The sequence below is a fragment of the Paenibacillus tritici genome, from assembly GCF_018207515.1.
GTDB classification, from domain to species: domain Bacteria; phylum Bacillota; class Bacilli; order Paenibacillales; family Paenibacillaceae; genus Paenibacillus_AQ; species Paenibacillus_AQ tritici.
In genome coordinates, this window is the sequence record NZ_CP073365.1 from 6,805,042 (window position 1) to 6,822,634 (window position 17,593).

General features: G+C 51.4%; 12 protein-coding genes and 1 other annotated feature. Of the genes, 1 reads left to right on the forward strand and 11 read right to left on the reverse strand.

The annotated features are described in order from the left end of the window. Positions 1-436 precede the first annotated feature (436 nt). From KDC22_RS29145 to KDC22_RS29170, 6 genes are all read right to left on the reverse strand, one after another. The gene (locus KDC22_RS29145) at positions 437-2,140 is read right to left on the reverse strand and encodes a glutamine--tRNA ligase/YqeY domain fusion protein (RefSeq protein WP_211721222.1); all 1,704 of its coding nucleotides are present in this window, start codon (positions 2,138-2,140) and stop codon (positions 437-439) included. A gap of 76 nt (positions 2,141-2,216) precedes the next feature. Then, positions 2,217-2,479: a binding site (T-box leader), on the reverse strand. A 79-nt stretch (positions 2,480-2,558) separates the two neighbouring features. Then, positions 2,559-4,127, reverse strand: coding sequence for a tetratricopeptide repeat protein (locus KDC22_RS29150; protein ID WP_211721223.1), 1,569 nt, complete (start codon positions 4,125-4,127; stop codon positions 2,559-2,561). A gap of 439 nt (positions 4,128-4,566) precedes the next feature. Then, complete coding sequence (locus tag KDC22_RS29155; RefSeq protein ID WP_281424944.1) at positions 4,567-5,859, reverse strand: arsenic transporter; 1,293 nt, start codon at positions 5,857-5,859, stop codon at positions 4,567-4,569. A gap of 785 nt (positions 5,860-6,644) precedes the next feature. Next, the gene (locus KDC22_RS29160) at positions 6,645-7,877 is read right to left on the reverse strand and encodes an IS110 family RNA-guided transposase (RefSeq protein WP_211721224.1); all 1,233 of its coding nucleotides are present in this window, start codon (positions 7,875-7,877) and stop codon (positions 6,645-6,647) included. Positions 7,878-8,136: 259 nt separating this feature from the next. After that, positions 8,137-9,420, reverse strand: a complete 1,284-nt coding sequence (locus tag KDC22_RS29165; RefSeq protein WP_211721225.1) for an IS110 family RNA-guided transposase — start codon at positions 9,418-9,420, stop codon at positions 8,137-8,139. 259 nt (positions 9,421-9,679) lie between these two features. Next, entirely contained in the window at positions 9,680-10,963 is a 1,284-nt protein-coding gene (locus tag KDC22_RS29170) for an IS110 family RNA-guided transposase (protein WP_211721225.1), read from the reverse strand. A gap of 588 nt (positions 10,964-11,551) precedes the next feature. On the opposite strand from KDC22_RS29170, the gene KDC22_RS29175 reads away from it, so the two are divergent. Beyond that, positions 11,552-12,601 carry an LLM class flavin-dependent oxidoreductase gene (locus KDC22_RS29175; protein ID WP_211721226.1) on the forward strand — a complete coding sequence of 350 codons (1,050 nt, stop codon included), beginning with the start codon at positions 11,552-11,554 and terminating at the stop codon, positions 12,599-12,601. A 53-nt stretch (positions 12,602-12,654) separates the two neighbouring features. Here the strand turns inward: KDC22_RS29175 and KDC22_RS29180 are convergent, their stop codons facing one another. From KDC22_RS29180 to KDC22_RS29200, 5 genes are all read right to left on the reverse strand, one after another. Continuing rightward, positions 12,655-13,143, reverse strand: coding sequence for a cysteine hydrolase family protein (locus KDC22_RS29180; protein WP_211721227.1), 489 nt, complete (start codon positions 13,141-13,143; stop codon positions 12,655-12,657). After that, complete coding sequence (locus KDC22_RS29185; RefSeq protein ID WP_211721228.1) at positions 13,140-13,631, reverse strand: GNAT family N-acetyltransferase; 492 nt, start codon at positions 13,629-13,631, stop codon at positions 13,140-13,142. Before KDC22_RS29185 ends, KDC22_RS29180 begins: the two co-directional genes overlap by 4 nt. 158 nt (positions 13,632-13,789) lie before the next feature. After that, entirely contained in the window at positions 13,790-14,644 is an 855-nt protein-coding gene (locus KDC22_RS29190) for a carbohydrate ABC transporter permease (protein ID WP_173138870.1), read from the reverse strand. A 3-nt stretch (positions 14,645-14,647) separates the two neighbouring features. Next, positions 14,648-15,619, reverse strand: a complete 972-nt coding sequence (locus KDC22_RS29195) for a carbohydrate ABC transporter permease (protein WP_173138872.1) — start codon at positions 15,617-15,619, stop codon at positions 14,648-14,650. Positions 15,620-15,687: 68 nt separating this feature from the next. After that, the gene (locus KDC22_RS29200) at positions 15,688-17,112 is read right to left on the reverse strand and encodes an ABC transporter substrate-binding protein (protein WP_211721229.1); all 1,425 of its coding nucleotides are present in this window, start codon (positions 17,110-17,112) and stop codon (positions 15,688-15,690) included. Positions 17,113-17,593 lie beyond the last annotated feature (481 nt).

Below are 17,593 nucleotides of genomic sequence, written 5' to 3' on the forward strand. Positions count from 1 at the left end.
GCTGTGTGAGAAATGTAAATGTATTTTCATTGGTTTTTTTCATACGAAATGTCACGATGATTACAGACAGCTATGCTATCCGCCGGCCGCTGCATCTTATATTATGTGCACGCCCCTGGAAAGTGATGCTCCAGCCCATATGTTATTACCCATTCTGAGACTTATGATTTACAGGAGCACATGGGTGGACGCATGGGCGGGCACTTGAGTGGACGCTCCGCGGATGGACCGTTGTTTTAGCGGTATCCCATTAAAACATTCAAATAAAAGTAACACCTATACCGGGCGTACCACGCAAAACAGCGATCCTCCATGAATAGAAGAATCGCCGTTTGGTTAATTTCAGTTATCCAGAATTTAATCCAGAATTTAAAAATTCAGCAGCAGCCGGGTTAGTTCCACACTTCTGGATCCGGAATTTGCAACATCTTGCCGTTTATTTCCCCGCTTTGCCTTTCCAGGTATCCTTGAGCGGAACGATCCGGTTGAACACCAGCTTCTGCTCACTGCTGCGCTTGCTGTCGATACAAAAATACCCGTGGCGCAGAAATTGGAATTTGTCCCCGGGCTGCGGTGTATTTTCGAAAGGCTCCAGCAGGCAATCCTTAAGCAGAGTCACAGAATGGGGATTGATATATTGCTCCCAGGTCTCCCCCTCCTCCTTCGGACCGTTGTTATCGTTGAGCAGCTGCTCATACAGGTATACCTCACACTTGAGCGCATGGGCGGCAGAGACCCATTGAACCGTTCCTTTGACCTTCCGGCCGCTTAGAGGACCGCCGCTCTTGGTATCCGGGTCATAGGTGCACCGCAGCTCCATGATCTCTCCCGTCGCCTCGTCCTTAATGACCTCATTGCAGCGGATAATATATGCGCCCTTCAGCCGTACCTCACCGCCCAAGACAAGTCTGCGGAAGCCCTTGGCAGGTACCTCCATGAAGTCCTCCCGCTCGATATAGAGGGTGCCGGAGAACGGAACATCTCTTGTCCCCAGCTCAGCATTTTCGCTATTGTTATCCATCTTAAGCCATTCAGAGGTCCCGGCTTCAATATTCGTGAGCACAACCTTCAGCGGATTCAGCACAGCCATGATCGCAGGAACCTTGGCCTTAAGATCCTGTCTGACGCAGTGCTCCAGCAGTGAGTAATCGACCATCGCCGTATTACGGACCATTCCGATCTCCTGTACGAAATCCTTGATGCTCTCCGGTGTAAACCCGCGTCTGCGCAGACCACGGAGCGTCGGCAGACGCGGATCATCCCAGCCGTCCACGTAGTTCCCGTCTACCAGTGCCCGGAGATAACGTTTGCTTGTGACCACTCCTGTAAGATTCACCCGGCCGAATTCCCTTTGCCTCGGCGCCTCCGGGATATCCAGCTCATTCAGCACCCATTCATACAGCGGCCGGTGATCCTTGAATTCAATGGAGCATAACGAATGGGTCACCCCTTCTAGCGCATCCTGAATCGGGTGGGCGAAATCATACATCGGGTAGATACACCAGGCATTGCCCGTACGGTAATGCTCTGCGTGAATGATCCGGTACAGCACCGGGTCGCGCAGATTGATGTTCGGCGAGGCCATGTCGATCCGGGCCCGCAGCACTTTGGCGCCATTAGGATATTCGCCGTTACGCATCGCTCTGAACAGCCGCAGATTCTCTTCCGGCGAGCGGTCCCGGTAAGGACTATCTGTCCCCGGCTCGGTTAATGTCCCCCGGTAGGCCGTCATCTCCTCCGCCTTCAGGTCACAGACATATGCCTTCCCCTTCTGAATGAGCACTTCCGCGCTGCGGCAGATTTCCTCTGAATAATCAGAACCGTAATAGACATGCTCTCCCGGGCTGCAGCCCAGCCATTCGATGTCTTGGGTGATGGCCTTCACGTATTCCATATCCTCCTTCAGCGGGTTGGTATCATCGAAGCGCAGATGGAATCTGCCGCCGTTCTTACGTGCAATCTCATAGTTCGTGTGTATAGCAAAAGCACTTCCGATATGCAGATAGCCATTGGGCTCCGGCGGAAACCTTGTGCAGATCTCCCTGCTGAAGACCCCTTCCTCTATATCTTCCCTGATTAGCCTGTCCATATAATTCTCCGGCACGGCGGATTCATTCTCATTAACATTAACGTCAGTCATTCGATCTCCTCCTGTATATGGGTGATACCTGCCCTTACGGGACCACAAAAAAGAACCTCACCTCCAAGACTGTAGTCTTGGGGACGAGATTCTCGCGGTACCACCCCAGGTTCATTAATATGTCGCCATATTAATCTCATCAAGTACGGCGCCGCCGGCAAGGCAGGGCTTATACTCTAGCTCTGTAACAGGAGCACCTGTCGCACCATCCCCGGCTGCTGCCGGTTCCGATACACCGCTCAGAGGCTTGTTTCTACTCAGCCTTCCCTGCTCCTTCACACCAGCCGGAGCTCTCTGTGAGGGAAGAACTGAATATACTCTTCTCGTCATCGCGTTTGCAAATTGTTGGATACAGAATATCAAATCTCACACAAACTGTAAAGTCTAATAACGGCCGGCTGCCCTTATAGCCTGCCGGTTACGCTTCTTCCGGCCCCTGGCTCAGCGCCGCCAAAAGCTCCAGTGCTTCCTCATGCTCCGGCTCAATTAGCAGCGATCTGCGCGTGTAATCCAGCGCCGCTTCGTCATCCTCCTGCTCGTAGCTGCAGATCGCCAGGCAGTACAGCACGGTAATTACCGGCTCCTCCTCACTTGACGCAAGCGAATGCTCCAGGAAGCGGCGGGATTCCCCGTACTGCTCCATCTCGAACAGCAGCAGGCCGCAGTCCAGCGCCAGATCATACTTTTGCGGCATCGGGTAGAAGCCCTTCCACATCCGCTCAATGCCCCGTTGAAGGTCCAGCAGCTCTTCATCGCTGGCATCGGGCAGCAGCGCGGAGATGCGCTCCGCACTCTGGATGAACAGCTCGGCGTCATAGCCGCCCAGCCGCCAGAAGGCCAGAATCTGCTGCATCCCGATCGTATCGTAATTCTTGTCAATCCACACCTTCAGGCTGAAGAAGTCATCCGGCCCGAACCGCTCCACGAACCGCCGGTAGGCCAGACGTGTATGAGGATGCAGCATCGGCTCCTCCAGCATCAGGATGCAGCCCACATTCAGATTCTTATAATGATGCTGCGTGAACTGGGGCAGTGCGCCCTTCCGTTCAAAATAATGCACCAGCGCATGATAATTCGCCGTGAGCGAGATGCTGCCGTGGTGAATCAGCTTCGGCGGCTCGGCAAACTCCCAGTTCTCCAGCCGGTGGTCTCCCTTATCGGCAGTCAGCAGCAGGAAGCTTCCCCGGGAGAGTGCCCCCAGACGCTCCATGCAGGACAAGGCCGCAGCCGGAAACAGCACATGTGAATCCTCCAGCTTGTCCAGATAGAACGAAATCACTTCATGGTACTTGTATGAAGGGTCCTCATAGCCTTCGGCCCGCTTGTAATGATATTCCGGCACCAGATCCCGCAGTACTTCGGACGTGCTCATCGAGCCGGACTGCTCGGGATATTTCAACGAAACCTCACATTCATAAATCTTGCCTTCATCAATATAGAGCAGCTCCTGCTGAATACTATCGAAGAAGTAGTTGGCGATCACCATCAGCGGCTGCCCGAGCTCCCCGGGCTTAATCACTATTCCGCTCTGCGTCAGGGACAGCTCTGTATCCTGCACCGCATCAAAGCGGGCGAAATCAAGAATCCCCTGCTCCACAAAAGGCTTCAGACCTTCATGCTTCTGCCAGCCCTCAATGTTCTTCCAGGGCAAATCACTCATCACGTAACGGAACGGCGGCAGCAGCACCCCCGCATACTGGATCAGCTCACATAACTGCTGCAGCACATGGAACGCCAGACGTCCCACTCCTGCCCCCAGCTCCAGAACAATCACCGGTTCTGCAGTATATCCCTTCTCTGCCCGGTCCTGGAGAAATCCGAAGATCATCTCCGCATAAGCAGTCCCAATCATCGGATTGCTTGTAATATACTGCGGAACCTGGTCATTGGCCCAGGCCTGCAAACCGAGCTGTTCATAATAGGCACGCTGCAGTTCCCATATTGGCGCTTCACTGAAGCGGTAACGTTCTTGTCCCTCTAATGTCATTGGTTCTAACCCTGCTCTCTGATTATCGTACGGAAATTTGTCCGGTAGTCAAATATTATCACATTTCCGCATATATTTTCTTGAAATGCTGTGCGTTCCACCTGAATCCCCTGTCTATCTCCGACTGGTTCGCTCATACTCCGCCGGAGGTGCTGTCTGCGAACTTCGGCGTAATGTTGTACATTCTGCAACCTCATCATCTGACTATCCTGAGGCTCAAGACAATTGTTGCATGAATGGCAGGAATCCCCCTGCTTGGCGGTGTGGACGAGGAGGAATCCTGGCTTTTGTACAACAATCGTGGCTTAGGAGTCCGTATCCGGCGAGAATTGTTGCATTTTTTGCAGCTCCAATGGTCTAGTCCAGTCCAGGACAAAAAAAGCGGTCAGACTCACCGTCTGCACCGCTTGTTCTGCTTATCCTATTTCTAGTACTTAAGTTAGAGCAGCTTCAGCTCCAGATACAAGCCCAGCAAGGTGATGAATAGCGTCGGAATCGTCAGGATCACGCCTATTTTGAAATAGGTGCCCCAGGAGATCTTCACACCCTTGCCCGACAGCACATGCAGCCACAACAGCGTAGCCAGTGAACCGATCGGTGTAATCTTCGGACCCAGATCCGAACCGATGACATTGGCATAGATCAGAGCTTCCTTCACGATCCCGGCGGCATGTGCGGTATCAATCGCCAGCGCCCCGATCAGCACCGTCGGCAGATTATTCATCACCGAGGAGAGGAGCGCCGCAAGGAAGCCCATTCCCATCGTGGCTGCAAACAACCCGTGCTCCGCAATTCCGCTGATCATCTCAGCAAGCACATCCGTCAGTCCCGCATTACGCAGGCCATATACCACTACATACATGCCAATGGAGAAAAAGACAATCGCCCAAGGCGCGCCCTTGACCACTTCCATGGTCTTCACGTATGGACTTCTGCGGGCCATCAGCAGGAAACAGAGCGCAATCACTCCTGCTACCACAGACACCGGAATGTCCAGGAATTCACTGACGAAATAGCCGGAGACCAAAAGCGCCAATACGCCCCAGGATAACCGGAACATCCGTTGATCCTTAATCGCTTCCTCCGGAAGCTTCATCCCGGCGGTGTCATACGCTTTCGGTATGCTGCGGCGGAAGTACAGATATAAGACCAGAATACTGGCTCCCAGTGAGAATAAGGTAGGCATCCACATATGTCCTGCGTACTGCATGAACGTGATGCCGAAGAAATCGGCGGAGACAATATTGACCAGGTTGCTGACGATCAGCGGCAGCGAGGTGGTGTCGGCGATGAAGCCGCTGGCGATAATGAAGGGAAATACTTTTCGCTCGTCAAAATTCAGCGCCCGGACCATCGCCAGCACAATCGGCGTCAGGATCAGCGCTGCCCCGTCATTGGCGAACAATGTCGCCACAACAGCGCCCAGCAAGATCACATAGATGAACATCAGCGTCCCATTGCCGCGCGCCGCCGCTGCCATATGCAGGGCCGCCCACTCGAAGAATCCAATTTTATCAAGGATTAAGGAAATCAGAATAATAGCTACAAAGGCCAGCGTGGCATTCCACACAATCAACGTCACATCACGGACATCCCCGAAGCTGACCACACCTGCCGCAAGCGCCAGGATCGCCCCGCCGCAAGCGGACCAGCCAATGGATAAATTCCGCGGCTGCCAGATCACAAAAATCAAAGTAACAACAAAAATCAGGCAGGCGGTAACAATCACCATCCAGCCCCCCGTTCGATCTGCAGCATTCCCCGATGCACTCCTTAAAATAAATATAGTATAAGCCAATTCATATATACTAAAGCAGCCCCTTCTGAAGTACAAGAAAAAATTGCTGGGAGGTTAGCAGGGCATTATTTATATACTTAAGTACTAAGCGCCTGAAGGGATACATAGGCTGGATTAAGGGGAACGAAGCAGCTTCTTGGGAGAGGAGATGCAGGTCCGGAAGAGCCATCCTTGTGTTTGGGATTGGAGGTTCGGACTACCATGAGTACAGATCAGCTCATTGCACTGCTCGTTCTTGTTATTATGATTGTACAGCTTGCCGTCAAGAAGGATAAATCCTGAAGACAGCAGCCAGAGAGACCGGGGGCATCCCGGTCTTATTGCCGTAAGGAGCAGCGTTGGGCGCAGGCCCAAGGGACAAGATAACCGCAGTCCAATTGTGTTCGGTTTTCTGTGAAAATAGGTCTGGCACTGCGATAAACGTACGGCCTACGCGGCGCGTCCAGTCCAGTTGTGTTATGTTTTTCGTTTACATTCGGCTTACGCAACCCACCCGGTCTTATTGTGTTCGGTTTTCCGTTTACATTCGGCCTACGTGGCGCTCCCAGTCCAGTTGTGTTCGGTTTTTCGATTACATTCGGCCTACGCGGCGCTCCCAGTCCAATTGTGTTCGGTTTAATACGAAAATAAAAGTATCGGAAAATGCGCCGCAGACTGGATTTTGACAAAAAAAGACCCACCGCCCCAAAAACGTTTCGTTTTTTTTGAAAAAGGGAAGACTATTGGATAGGATTTAATTGCACGCAATACCCTAACTGCTGGATATATTTCACGTACCGATCCAACGGGTTTTTCTTGGACGTCTCATCGCCTAGTGAGACGTCTATTTCTTGGTATAACCTTTTCTCCCGCATCAGGGCATGGAGGATTCGAATCAACAAATGTGCGGTGGCGACGTTTGCTTTTTTATCTCCTCGTCTCTTACGTATTCGTCGAAAGAATTGGCCGATCCGGTTCGAGGAGCGAGAGTTCGCCCAAGCCGCCTGACACAAGGCCCCTTTCAGATGCTTGTTCCCTTGCATCGTTTTTGACTTTTTTCGCTTTCCAGCGCTTTCGTTGTTCCCTGGACACACCCCCGCCCATGAAGCAAACTGCGCATCACTCGGGAACATTTCCGCGACATGCGGCCCCACTTCTGCAAAGATGGTCACGGCAGATGTCCGCTCAATTCCTGGAATGGAGTCAATTTGTTCAATCCTCTCCAGGTAGGGTTCTGCCTTCGCCTCGATTCGAGCTTCCAGTTCCGTGATCCGTTTCTCCAAATAGACCAAGTGGTCCCAGTGGTCTCGAATCATCTCCCGATGATGACGGCGCAACTTGCCATTGAGCGCGTCTAGCAACTGCGGAACTTTCTTTTTTAAACGGGTTTTGACCAGGTTTTTAACGGTCACTTCGTCTACGACCTCGCCGTCCATGATCTTCTGGAGCAGGCCCCGTCCCGAAACCCCATATAGATCGGACATAAAGGTGGTTAGCTTGATGTTGGCATCCTGCAGGATTTTGTGAATGCGGTTTTTCTCCGCCGTCACCGCCTGCACCATCTTACTCCGGTAACGGGTCAAATCTCGCAAATCCCGGATGTCCTGTTCTGGCACCATACTGCCTTCAATGAGCCCGCAACGGTGCAATTGCGCTAACCAGCGCGCATCTTGCATGTCACTTTTTCGACCCGGCATATTCTTTACCCGCTGGGCGTTGGCCAAGACAAGATCACAACTGCCCTCTAAGATGTTCCATACCGGTTTCCAAAACACGCCGGTACTCTCCATCACCACTTCAAGGCAGCCGTGTTCATTCAGCCAATCTTGTAGGCCTAGCAATTCTTTGGTTGTCGTCCCAAAGGTTTTCAGGTGAGATTGTGGTTTCTGTTCGATCGGTCCTTTCAACACGCAGGCCACAACGGTTTCCTGGTGCACGTCTAGACCCGCGCAACACATACGTACAGCATCCATTCCAACCATCCTCCATCGTCAGCTTACAAATCATGCGCTCGAGTGAGTGTAATTTAATACACGTACTTTTTGGGGGGTTACAATAGGCGATGCTCGAAAAGCGCAATAGAACGGTTTTTCGCACGGGGTGTATCCCAGTAACCGCGTCCGCCCTTTGATTTGTATATGTAGTGTTGACGACTACAGCATCTTTTAGAATGGATGCGACGGATGCCACCCACTTATTTTCATTCCTGGGGGTGACAAGGCCTCTGCCTTGTCATGCCTGTTTTTCGATTACATTGGGCCTACGCGGCGCTTCCAGTCCAGTTGTGTTCGGTTTTTCGATTACATTTGGCCTACGCAGCGCACCCAGTCCAATTGTGTTCGGATCCAACGGGTTTTTCTTGGACGTCTCATCGCCTAGTGAGACGTCTATTTCTTGGTATAACCTTTTCTCCCGCATCAGGGCATGGAGGATTCGAATCAACAAATGTGCGGTGGCGACGTTTGCTTTTTTATCTCCTCGTCTCTTACGTATTCGTCGAAAGAATTGGCCGATCCGGTTCGAGGAGCGAGAGTTCGCCCAAGCCGCCTGACACAAGGCCCCTTTCAGATGCTTGTTCCCTTGCATCGTTTTTGACTTTTTTCGCTTTCCAGCGCTTTCGTTGTTCCCTGGACACACCCCCGCCCATGAAGCAAACTGCGCATCACTCGGGAACATTTCCGCGACATGCGGCCCCACTTCTGCAAAGATGGTCACGGCAGATGTCCGCTCAATTCCTGGAATGGAGTCAATTTGTTCAATCCTCTCCAGGTAGGGTTCTGCCTTCGCCTCGATTCGAGCTTCCAGTTCCGTGATCCGTTTCTCCAAATAGACCAAGTGGTCCCAGTGGTCTCGAATCATCTCCCGATGATGACGGCGCAACTTGCCATTGAGCGCGTCTAGCAACTGCGGAACTTTCTTTTTTAAACGGGTTTTGACCAGGTTTTTAACGGTCACTTCGTCTACGACCTCGCCGTCCATGATCTTCTGGAGCAGGCCCCGTCCCGAAACCCCATATAGATCGGACATAAAGGTGGTTAGCTTGATGTTGGCATCCTGCAGGATTTTGTGAATGCGGTTTTTCTCCGCCGTCACCGCCTGCACCATCTTACTCCGGTAACGGGTCAAATCTCGCAAATCCCGGATGTCCTGTTCTGGCACCATACTGCCTTCAATGAGCCCGCAACGGTGCAATTGCGCTAACCAGCGCGCATCTTGCATGTCACTTTTTCGACCCGGCATATTCTTTACCCGCTGGGCGTTGGCCAAGACAAGATCACAACTGCCCTCTAAGATGTTCCATACCGGTTTCCAAAACACGCCGGTACTCTCCATCACCACTTCAAGGCAGCCGTGTTCATTCAGCCAATCTTGTAGGCCTAGCAATTCTTTGGTTGTCGTCCCAAAGGTTTTCAGGTGAGATTGTGGTTTCTGTTCGATCGGTCCTTTCAACACGCAGGCCACAACGGTTTCCTGGTGCACGTCTAGACCCGCGCAACACATACGTACAGCATCCATTCCAACCATCCTCCATCGTCAGCTTACAAATCATGCGCTCGAGTGAGTGTAATTTAATACACGTACTTTTTGGGGGGTTACAATAGGCGATGCTCGAAAAGCGCAATAGAACGGTTTTTCGCACGGGGTGTATCCCAGTAACCGCGTCCGCCCTTTGATTTGTATATGTAGTGTTGACGACTACAGCATCTTTTAGAATGGATGCGACGGATGCCACCCACTTATTTTCATTCCTGGGGGTGACAAGGCCTCTGCCTTGTCATGCCTGTTTTTCGATTACATTGGGCCTACGCGGCGCTTCCAGTCCAGTTGTGTTCGGTTTTTCGATTACATTTGGCCTACGCAGCGCACCCAGTCCAATTGTGTTCGGATCCAACGGGTTTTTCTTGGACGTCTCATCGCCTAGTGAGACGTCTATTTCTTGGTATAACCTTTTCTCCCGCATCAGGGCATGGAGGATTCGAATCAACAAATGTGCGGTGGCGACGTTTGCTTTTTTATCTCCTCGTCTCTTACGTATTCGTCGAAAGAATTGGCCGATCCGGTTCGAGGAGCGAGAGTTCGCCCAAGCCGCCTGACACAAGGCCCCTTTCAGATGCTTGTTCCCTTGCATCGTTTTTGACTTTTTTCGCTTTCCAGCGCTTTCGTTGTTCCCTGGACACACCCCCGCCCATGAAGCAAACTGCGCATCACTCGGGAACATTTCCGCGACATGCGGCCCCACTTCTGCAAAGATGGTCACGGCAGATGTCCGCTCAATTCCTGGAATGGAGTCAATTTGTTCAATCCTCTCCAGGTAGGGTTCTGCCTTCGCCTCGATTCGAGCTTCCAGTTCCGTGATCCGTTTCTCCAAATAGACCAAGTGGTCCCAGTGGTCTCGAATCATCTCCCGATGATGACGGCGCAACTTGCCATTGAGCGCGTCTAGCAACTGCGGAACTTTCTTTTTTAAACGGGTTTTGACCAGGTTTTTAACGGTCACTTCGTCTACGACCTCGCCGTCCATGATCTTCTGGAGCAGGCCCCGTCCCGAAACCCCATATAGATCGGACATAAAGGTGGTTAGCTTGATGTTGGCATCCTGCAGGATTTTGTGAATGCGGTTTTTCTCCGCCGTCACCGCCTGCACCATCTTACTCCGGTAACGGGTCAAATCTCGCAAATCCCGGATGTCCTGTTCTGGCACCATACTGCCTTCAATGAGCCCGCAACGGTGCAATTGCGCTAACCAGCGCGCATCTTGCATGTCACTTTTTCGACCCGGCATATTCTTTACCCGCTGGGCGTTGGCCAAGACAAGATCACAACTGCCCTCTAAGATGTTCCATACCGGTTTCCAAAACACGCCGGTACTCTCCATCACCACTTCAAGGCAGCCGTGTTCATTCAGCCAATCTTGTAGGCCTAGCAATTCTTTGGTTGTCGTCCCAAAGGTTTTCAGGTGAGATTGTGGTTTCTGTTCGATCGGTCCTTTCAACACGCAGGCCACAACGGTTTCCTGGTGCACGTCTAGACCCGCGCAACACATACGTACAGCATCCATTCCAACCATCCTCCATCGTCAGCTTACAAATCATGCGCTCGAGTGAGTGTAATTTAATACACGTACTTTTTGGGGGGTACAATAGGCGATGCTCGAAAAGCGCAATAGAACGGTTTTTCGCACGGGGTGTATCCCAGTAACCGCGTCCGCCCTTTGATTTGTATATGTAGTGTTGACGACTACAGCATCTTTTAGAATGGATGCGACGGATGCCACCCACTTATTTTCATTCCTGGGGGTGACAAGGCCTCTGTCTTGTCATGCCTGTTTTTCGATTACATTCGGCTTACGCTACCCACCCGGTCCAATTGTGTTCGGTCTTCCGCTAAAATTTGTTAAATAGATGAACAGACGACGTTCTGTTTTTAGGCGCACTGCTCATTTTCATGCTGGAGTTGTGCCTTGAAAGACATGTTTGTTTTCGTAGGTTTTCTGCGTACATGGGTCGATCTGCTAATTAAGGAGTCTTCCTTATACAATAATATAAATCACTTAATTCACTTACTAAAGTTGAGAAACATTATAAAGTATAGTAGAATGATTACATGAAGAAAGGGGCGGACAGATATGGCCGAGGATAAATCACGAATGGAAATTGGAATCAGCACGTTTTTGGAGACTACACCCGATCCGGTGACAGGGCAGACCATCAGCCATGCCGAACGGCTGCGGGAAGCTGTAGAAGAAATTGTGCTCGCCGACCAGGTGGGCCTGGACGTATATGGCATTGGTGAACATCACCGGGCCGACTATGCAGGCAGCGCTCCGGCTGTAGTGCTGGCCGCAGCGGCAGCTACAACCAAGCGGATCAGACTGACCAGTGCAGTCAGCGTATTGTCTTCGGATGACCCGGTTCGGGTGTATCAGGATTTCGCTACGCTGGACGGCCTCTCGAACGGCCGGGCAGAGATTATGGCCGGACGCGGTTCCTTCATTGAATCGTTCCCGCTGTTCGGTTACAGCCTGGAGGATTATGATGAATTATTCGAGGAGAATCTGGAGCTGCTGCTGGCGATCCGGGCTTCCGAGAAGGTTACCTGGCGCGGCGGGCATCGTCCGGCGATTCATAATCTTCCGGTCTATCCCCGTGCGGTGCAACAGCCCCTTCCCGTCTGGGTTGCCAGCGGCGGCAATCCCGAATCTGCTGTGCGGGCCGGAACACTGGGCCTGCCCATCGCCTTCGCCATCATCGGCGGTATGCCGGAGCGGTTCGCTCCGCTCGTCGAATTGTACAAGGAAGCCGCTGTACGTGCAGGGCATAATCCCGACAAGCTGCAGATTGCCACGCACTCCCACGGCTTCGTAGGAGAGACTACCGAACAGGCGGCTGCCTTGTTCTATCCATCCACCCAAGCCCAGATGAATGTCATCGGACGCGAACGGGGCTGGGGCGGAACGTATAACCGTGCAGCCTTTGACGATGCCCGGAGTCTGCGCGGTGCCCTCTATGTCGGTGACGCTGAATTCGTGGCCGAGAAGATCATACTGCTGCGCAAGAACCTTGGCGTGACCCGCTTCTTCCTGCATGTGAATGTCGGCACCATGCCGCACCGCGAGGTACTGCGTGCCATTGAGCTGCTGGGCACCAAGGTGGCCCCGCTCGTGCATGAAGAATTAGCCCGTATTGAAGGCAAGTAACATTCACTTAAAAAACACTTCAGGTGCCCAAGGGCCCTTGAAGTGTTTTTTTGTTAAGACTGGACTAACGCTTCTATCACCGGATAAGAGATCAGACTCCGGTCTCTGTAGGTTGCCGGGATCACATCACTGTGTGAGCTAAGAATGCCATTTTGCAGCAGAACAGCCTTGAACCCTCTTTCCGCAGCCCCGTTATAGGTGAACAGGACGCAATGCTCCGCAGCATATCCGGAGAGTATCAGCAGGTCGATATTCTGCTCCCGCACAATCTGTTCCAGATCCGTCTTCCAGAATGCATTCGAGTACTCCTTCTTCACTCTGAAATCTGTCTCCTGCACCTCAATTCCGGGAATGATGTTGAACTTCGCTTCCTCTGAAGGCTCCATGCCTTCGATGTCCTGGATATGAATTACGGCATGATCCCTTGAGCGCAGCAGCCCGGCGACATAATTAATATACTCACAGGCTTTGTCAATCACCTGCTGCTCCACCTTGCCCAGATGAGCCTCCTGCAGATCAATAATTAATAATCCGATTCTCATTCTATTCCTCCTATAAAGTAATCATTCAACCGCTTTTTCAAATCCACTCTTGTATATGTGGTTTCATACGCTGTACCGTCTTCATTATAAAATATAGCTGTTTTCAGGTAAGGCTCTGTAACCGCTGCATACCCGAGTCTGGTGATCAGCTGTATCATCCGTGGATTCTTCTGTGGATCAACACTGACAAAGAGTTCCGAATAGCCCAATGTCCGGGCCATATTCTCCTGATAACGAATCAGAGCCGAGCCTACACCCTTTCCCCGGCAGGCTTCTTTAACATAGAGATCACTCAGTTTGGGAATCCGGTTCCCGCTCAGCTTCAGAACCACGAACCCTGCAATCCTCCCGTCCATCTCAGCGACTATGAAGCATCCTTCCCTTTGGTGATCCTGATCCAGATACTTGCGGAATAAGCCCTCATGATTTCTGATTGAACATAGACCATCCAGGTCCCTATTGCTGGCGGCTCTTATGCTGTAATTCATCTCTGCCTCCATTATCTTAGATTATATAACAAGAATTGTAGCATTAATCCGTCCTATGTAGCACAAAAAAACTGCAGTAGAATGATCCACCGGAATGGACCCGTCTCTGCAGTATGTTTGGTCTTCACAGCTATCCTGAATCCGATCCGTTTACTCTGTTACTCTTTGACTCCGCCCAGTGCTACACCCGCGATAATATACCGGGACAGCAGGAAGTAGACCACGAACAGCGGCAACGCTGTCAGCGCCAGCCCCATATAGATCGAGCCGAATTCCGTCTTGTAAATGTCCCCGCGCAGCAAGCTTACCATGATAGGCATCGTATACTTCTCCTTCTGTGTAAGCAGGATCAGCGGCATGAACAGGTTGTTCCAGTTGGCCACAAAAGCGAAAATCGCTTGAGTTGCAATCGCCGGCATCATCAGCGGCATAATAATCCGGTTGAAGGTGCGGAACTCGCCGGACCCGTCTACACGGGCTGCCTCTACGATCTCAATGGATAATGTAGCGAGCAGGTATTGACGCATGAAGAACACCACAGCAGGCGCTGCAATCGCAGGCAAGATCAGCGGAAGGAAGTTATTGGTCCAGTGCAGCTTATACATGAACTGATAGAAGCCGATGGCACTGGCCTGGGAAGGAATCATCATCACGCACATAATGAAGGTGAAGAACGCACCCCGCAGCTTCCAGCTGTAGGTTACCAGTCCGTAAGCGGCCAGGGATGAGAAGTAGACCGTACAGAGAGTAGCCGAGCTGGCAATGATGAAGGAGTTCATGAAGCCTTGCAGCGGATCAAAGCTCTTGTCGAGCAGCACCTTCAGATTGCTCATCATGTGGCTCGAAGGGAGCAGCGAGAGCCCGCTCTGAATCTCCGGTGTAGAGCGCGTAGCGTTGACGAACATGATCCAGAACGGCAGAATGCTGAGTACCGCCAAAGCGATGCAAACCACATAGATAATCGTCTTGTTAATGGATTGGGTGACTTTCCCGCTTTCCCGATTCTTCTGCATGGCTTACACCTCCCTAGCAGCCGTCTTGGCAGCATTTCTGTGTGTTTGTTTTTGGATTTTTTTCATTTTGGCTGCATCGCGGTCACGCATGACGTAGAATAGCAAGCCGGACAGTACGGCAGATATCAGGAACATAATCATACTCGCGGCTGCAGCACGGTTATACATGTAACTGCCCTTGAACGCCTGCCCGTAGATGAACATGGACGTAGTAAGCGTAGAGTCATCCGGTCCGCCCGCAAGGAATAATTGCGGAATATCGAACATGGTCAGACCGCCTACCATCGAGGTGATCAGGGTGAACAGCAATATAGTACGCAGACTCGGCAGCGTGATCCGGAAGAAGGTCTGGAATCCGTTCGCCCCGTCAATGGCAGCCGATTCGAACAGCGCCGGATTAATTCCCATAACCCCTGCGATCAGGACGATCATGGTGTTCCCGTACCACATCCAGAACTGGATGAAAGACACGATGCCGCGCGCTGTCGTCTTATCCTGCAGGAAGAAGACCGGGCCGTCGGTCCATCCCAGCATCTGAAACAAGCTGTTGACCGGTCCCATCGGATAGGCGAACAAAGTACTGAACAATACGGCGATGGTACTCGCGGTAATGATATTCGGCATATAGAGCAGAACCTTGAACAATCCTTGCCCTTTTATGTTAAGACGCCGGTTGGTGAACCATGCGGTCAGCAAGAGCGCAAGCAGCATCTGTGGAACGAAGTTCGTAATCCAGAGCAGTCCGGTGTTTATCAGGGACTTGCGGAAGGATACATTATCGAAGAGAAGATCCTTGAAATTCTGAAACGGGTTATCGAGGATATGTATAGGCTTGGGAATGAGCCCCTTCATATCCGTGAATCCAATCACTGCCGTATACAGAATGGGATACAGTGAGAAGATTAGAAAGGCAAGAATAAAGGGAAATGTAAAGATATAACCGAATTTCGCATAGCTGACATCCTTGCGGCGCATGCTCTCACCTCTTTAGTTGATTATAGGGGCGGGAAAAATCCCCCCGCCCCTCCGAATTCTTCTTATGCTTATTCGCTTTCAATACCCAGCTGGTCTTTGACTTGCGACTTGAAGGTTTCGATTGCTTTTTCTTTGGTCTTATTGCCTGCAGTGTACTCGCGTACCTGTTCGCGCCAGGCTTTGTTGATCGTTTCGTCGAATTGGGTCAGGTTCTTACCTGAAGCATTGGCGTTGGCCGGAACGAAGACGTCGAACATGTTCTGTCCGCCCAGCAATGGAACTTCACCATTGGATTTGGACATCACCACAGAGGAAGCTACGCTATCCTTCGTGCCTTGTTCGCCCGTTTTCATCGTACCGTTAGCCCAGTAATACTGGAGTCCCGTTTCCGAGCTGTCGAGTGTAACCCACTTCACGAAATCTGCAACCGCTTGTTTCTTCGCATCATCCTTGGTTACTTCGGCATTGGCCAAGAGCCAGGTGCCGCCCCAGAAGAAGCCTGTAGTCGGTTCCGTAACAGCCCAGTCGCCGTTTGTATCCTTCACTTGGCCGTTCATCACGTAGTTGATGAGCCAGGCCGGACCGAAGAATCCGAAGATCGGTTGAGCGCCTGCACCGGACATATCTGCATACCATGCTTCTGTCCAGTCGGTTGTATCGTTATGATAGCCGTTGTCTTTCAGCTTTTTGGAGAGATCCAGGAATTCTTCACGCTTCGGATCAATGTGCAGCTTGCCGTCTACAATCCAGCCCTTGTCCGAGCTGTTCTCAATCGGGTGCCAGATGTCGCCGTCGCCGGATACGATACCATATCCTTTAGCCTTCAGCTTCTTCGCTGCGTCGAAGAATTTATCCCAGCCTGGTCCAACCTCTGTTTTGATTTTGGCCGGATCATCGGTTCCGAAGACATCCTTCGCAATGGAGCGGCGATAGATGAAGGCACCGCCTGTGGCCTGGTAACCGAGACCTTTCAGGTGGCCGTCAGTGGTACTGCCGATATCTACAGAATACTGGGCGATGCCCGCATCTTTTACCATTTGATCATCAAGTCCAAGGTCTGCATAATTGGCAGCATAAGTGGACGCATCACCTTGCGTGTATTTAAGTACGAATGCGGACTCCGCTGCGTAAATATCCGGGGCATCCTTCCCGCCGCCTGCCAGCGCCTGGTCAAGTGCCGGCTGATATGCGCCATCTGTCGTTGCGATTACCGTTGTTTTGAATTCCACATTCGCATCAGGATGCGCTTCCATATACTTCTTGGTCATGTTCGGAATTTCGTCGGTGAAGCTCCAGAGATTGATGGTTACCTTCTCACCAGATCCGGCTGCTGGAGCTTTGGTAGCCTCTGCGGCAGTTGTAGCTGCTGGAGCTGTCGTTGCTTCTGTACCGGACGAGCTGGAATTGGAATTCCCGCCGCCGCATCCTGCCAGAGCAGATGACATCACGAGCACTGTTGAGAGCCCCGCTAAAACACGCTTCATACTTTTCATACTTTGCCTCCCCTTTTATATTCATCCTCGGTTTTATGTAACCGCCTTCATATTATAGTGCTAGTCTCTCTCCGGCATAAGGAACCCCTCATTGGGAAAAATACCACTATTTATGGGTTTTGCTCTAAAAAGGCACAAAAAAGACGCCAAGGGCATCGGGCCTTAGCGTCTTTGTAATCTTTGACCTTTATTTCTTCCTCTTCATTCTCGCTTCTCCGAAATCCTGATCATAGTGCAATATTTCCTTCATTACATGGCTCCAAATCCAAACTTGTTGCAGAAAAGGCAGTATTTCTCCCCCTTCATATGGCTCAATCGGGACAATTCCTGCATTTGATGCAACATTTCTCAGTCATACTTAGTGCCGAGAAATCAAAGCTGCACAATGTGCAACATTATGGATCAATGCATCCCAAATCCAGCTCCAGATAAAGGATTATCTCATTTTATTTTATATACAAATCACCCATTAGGGTATAAC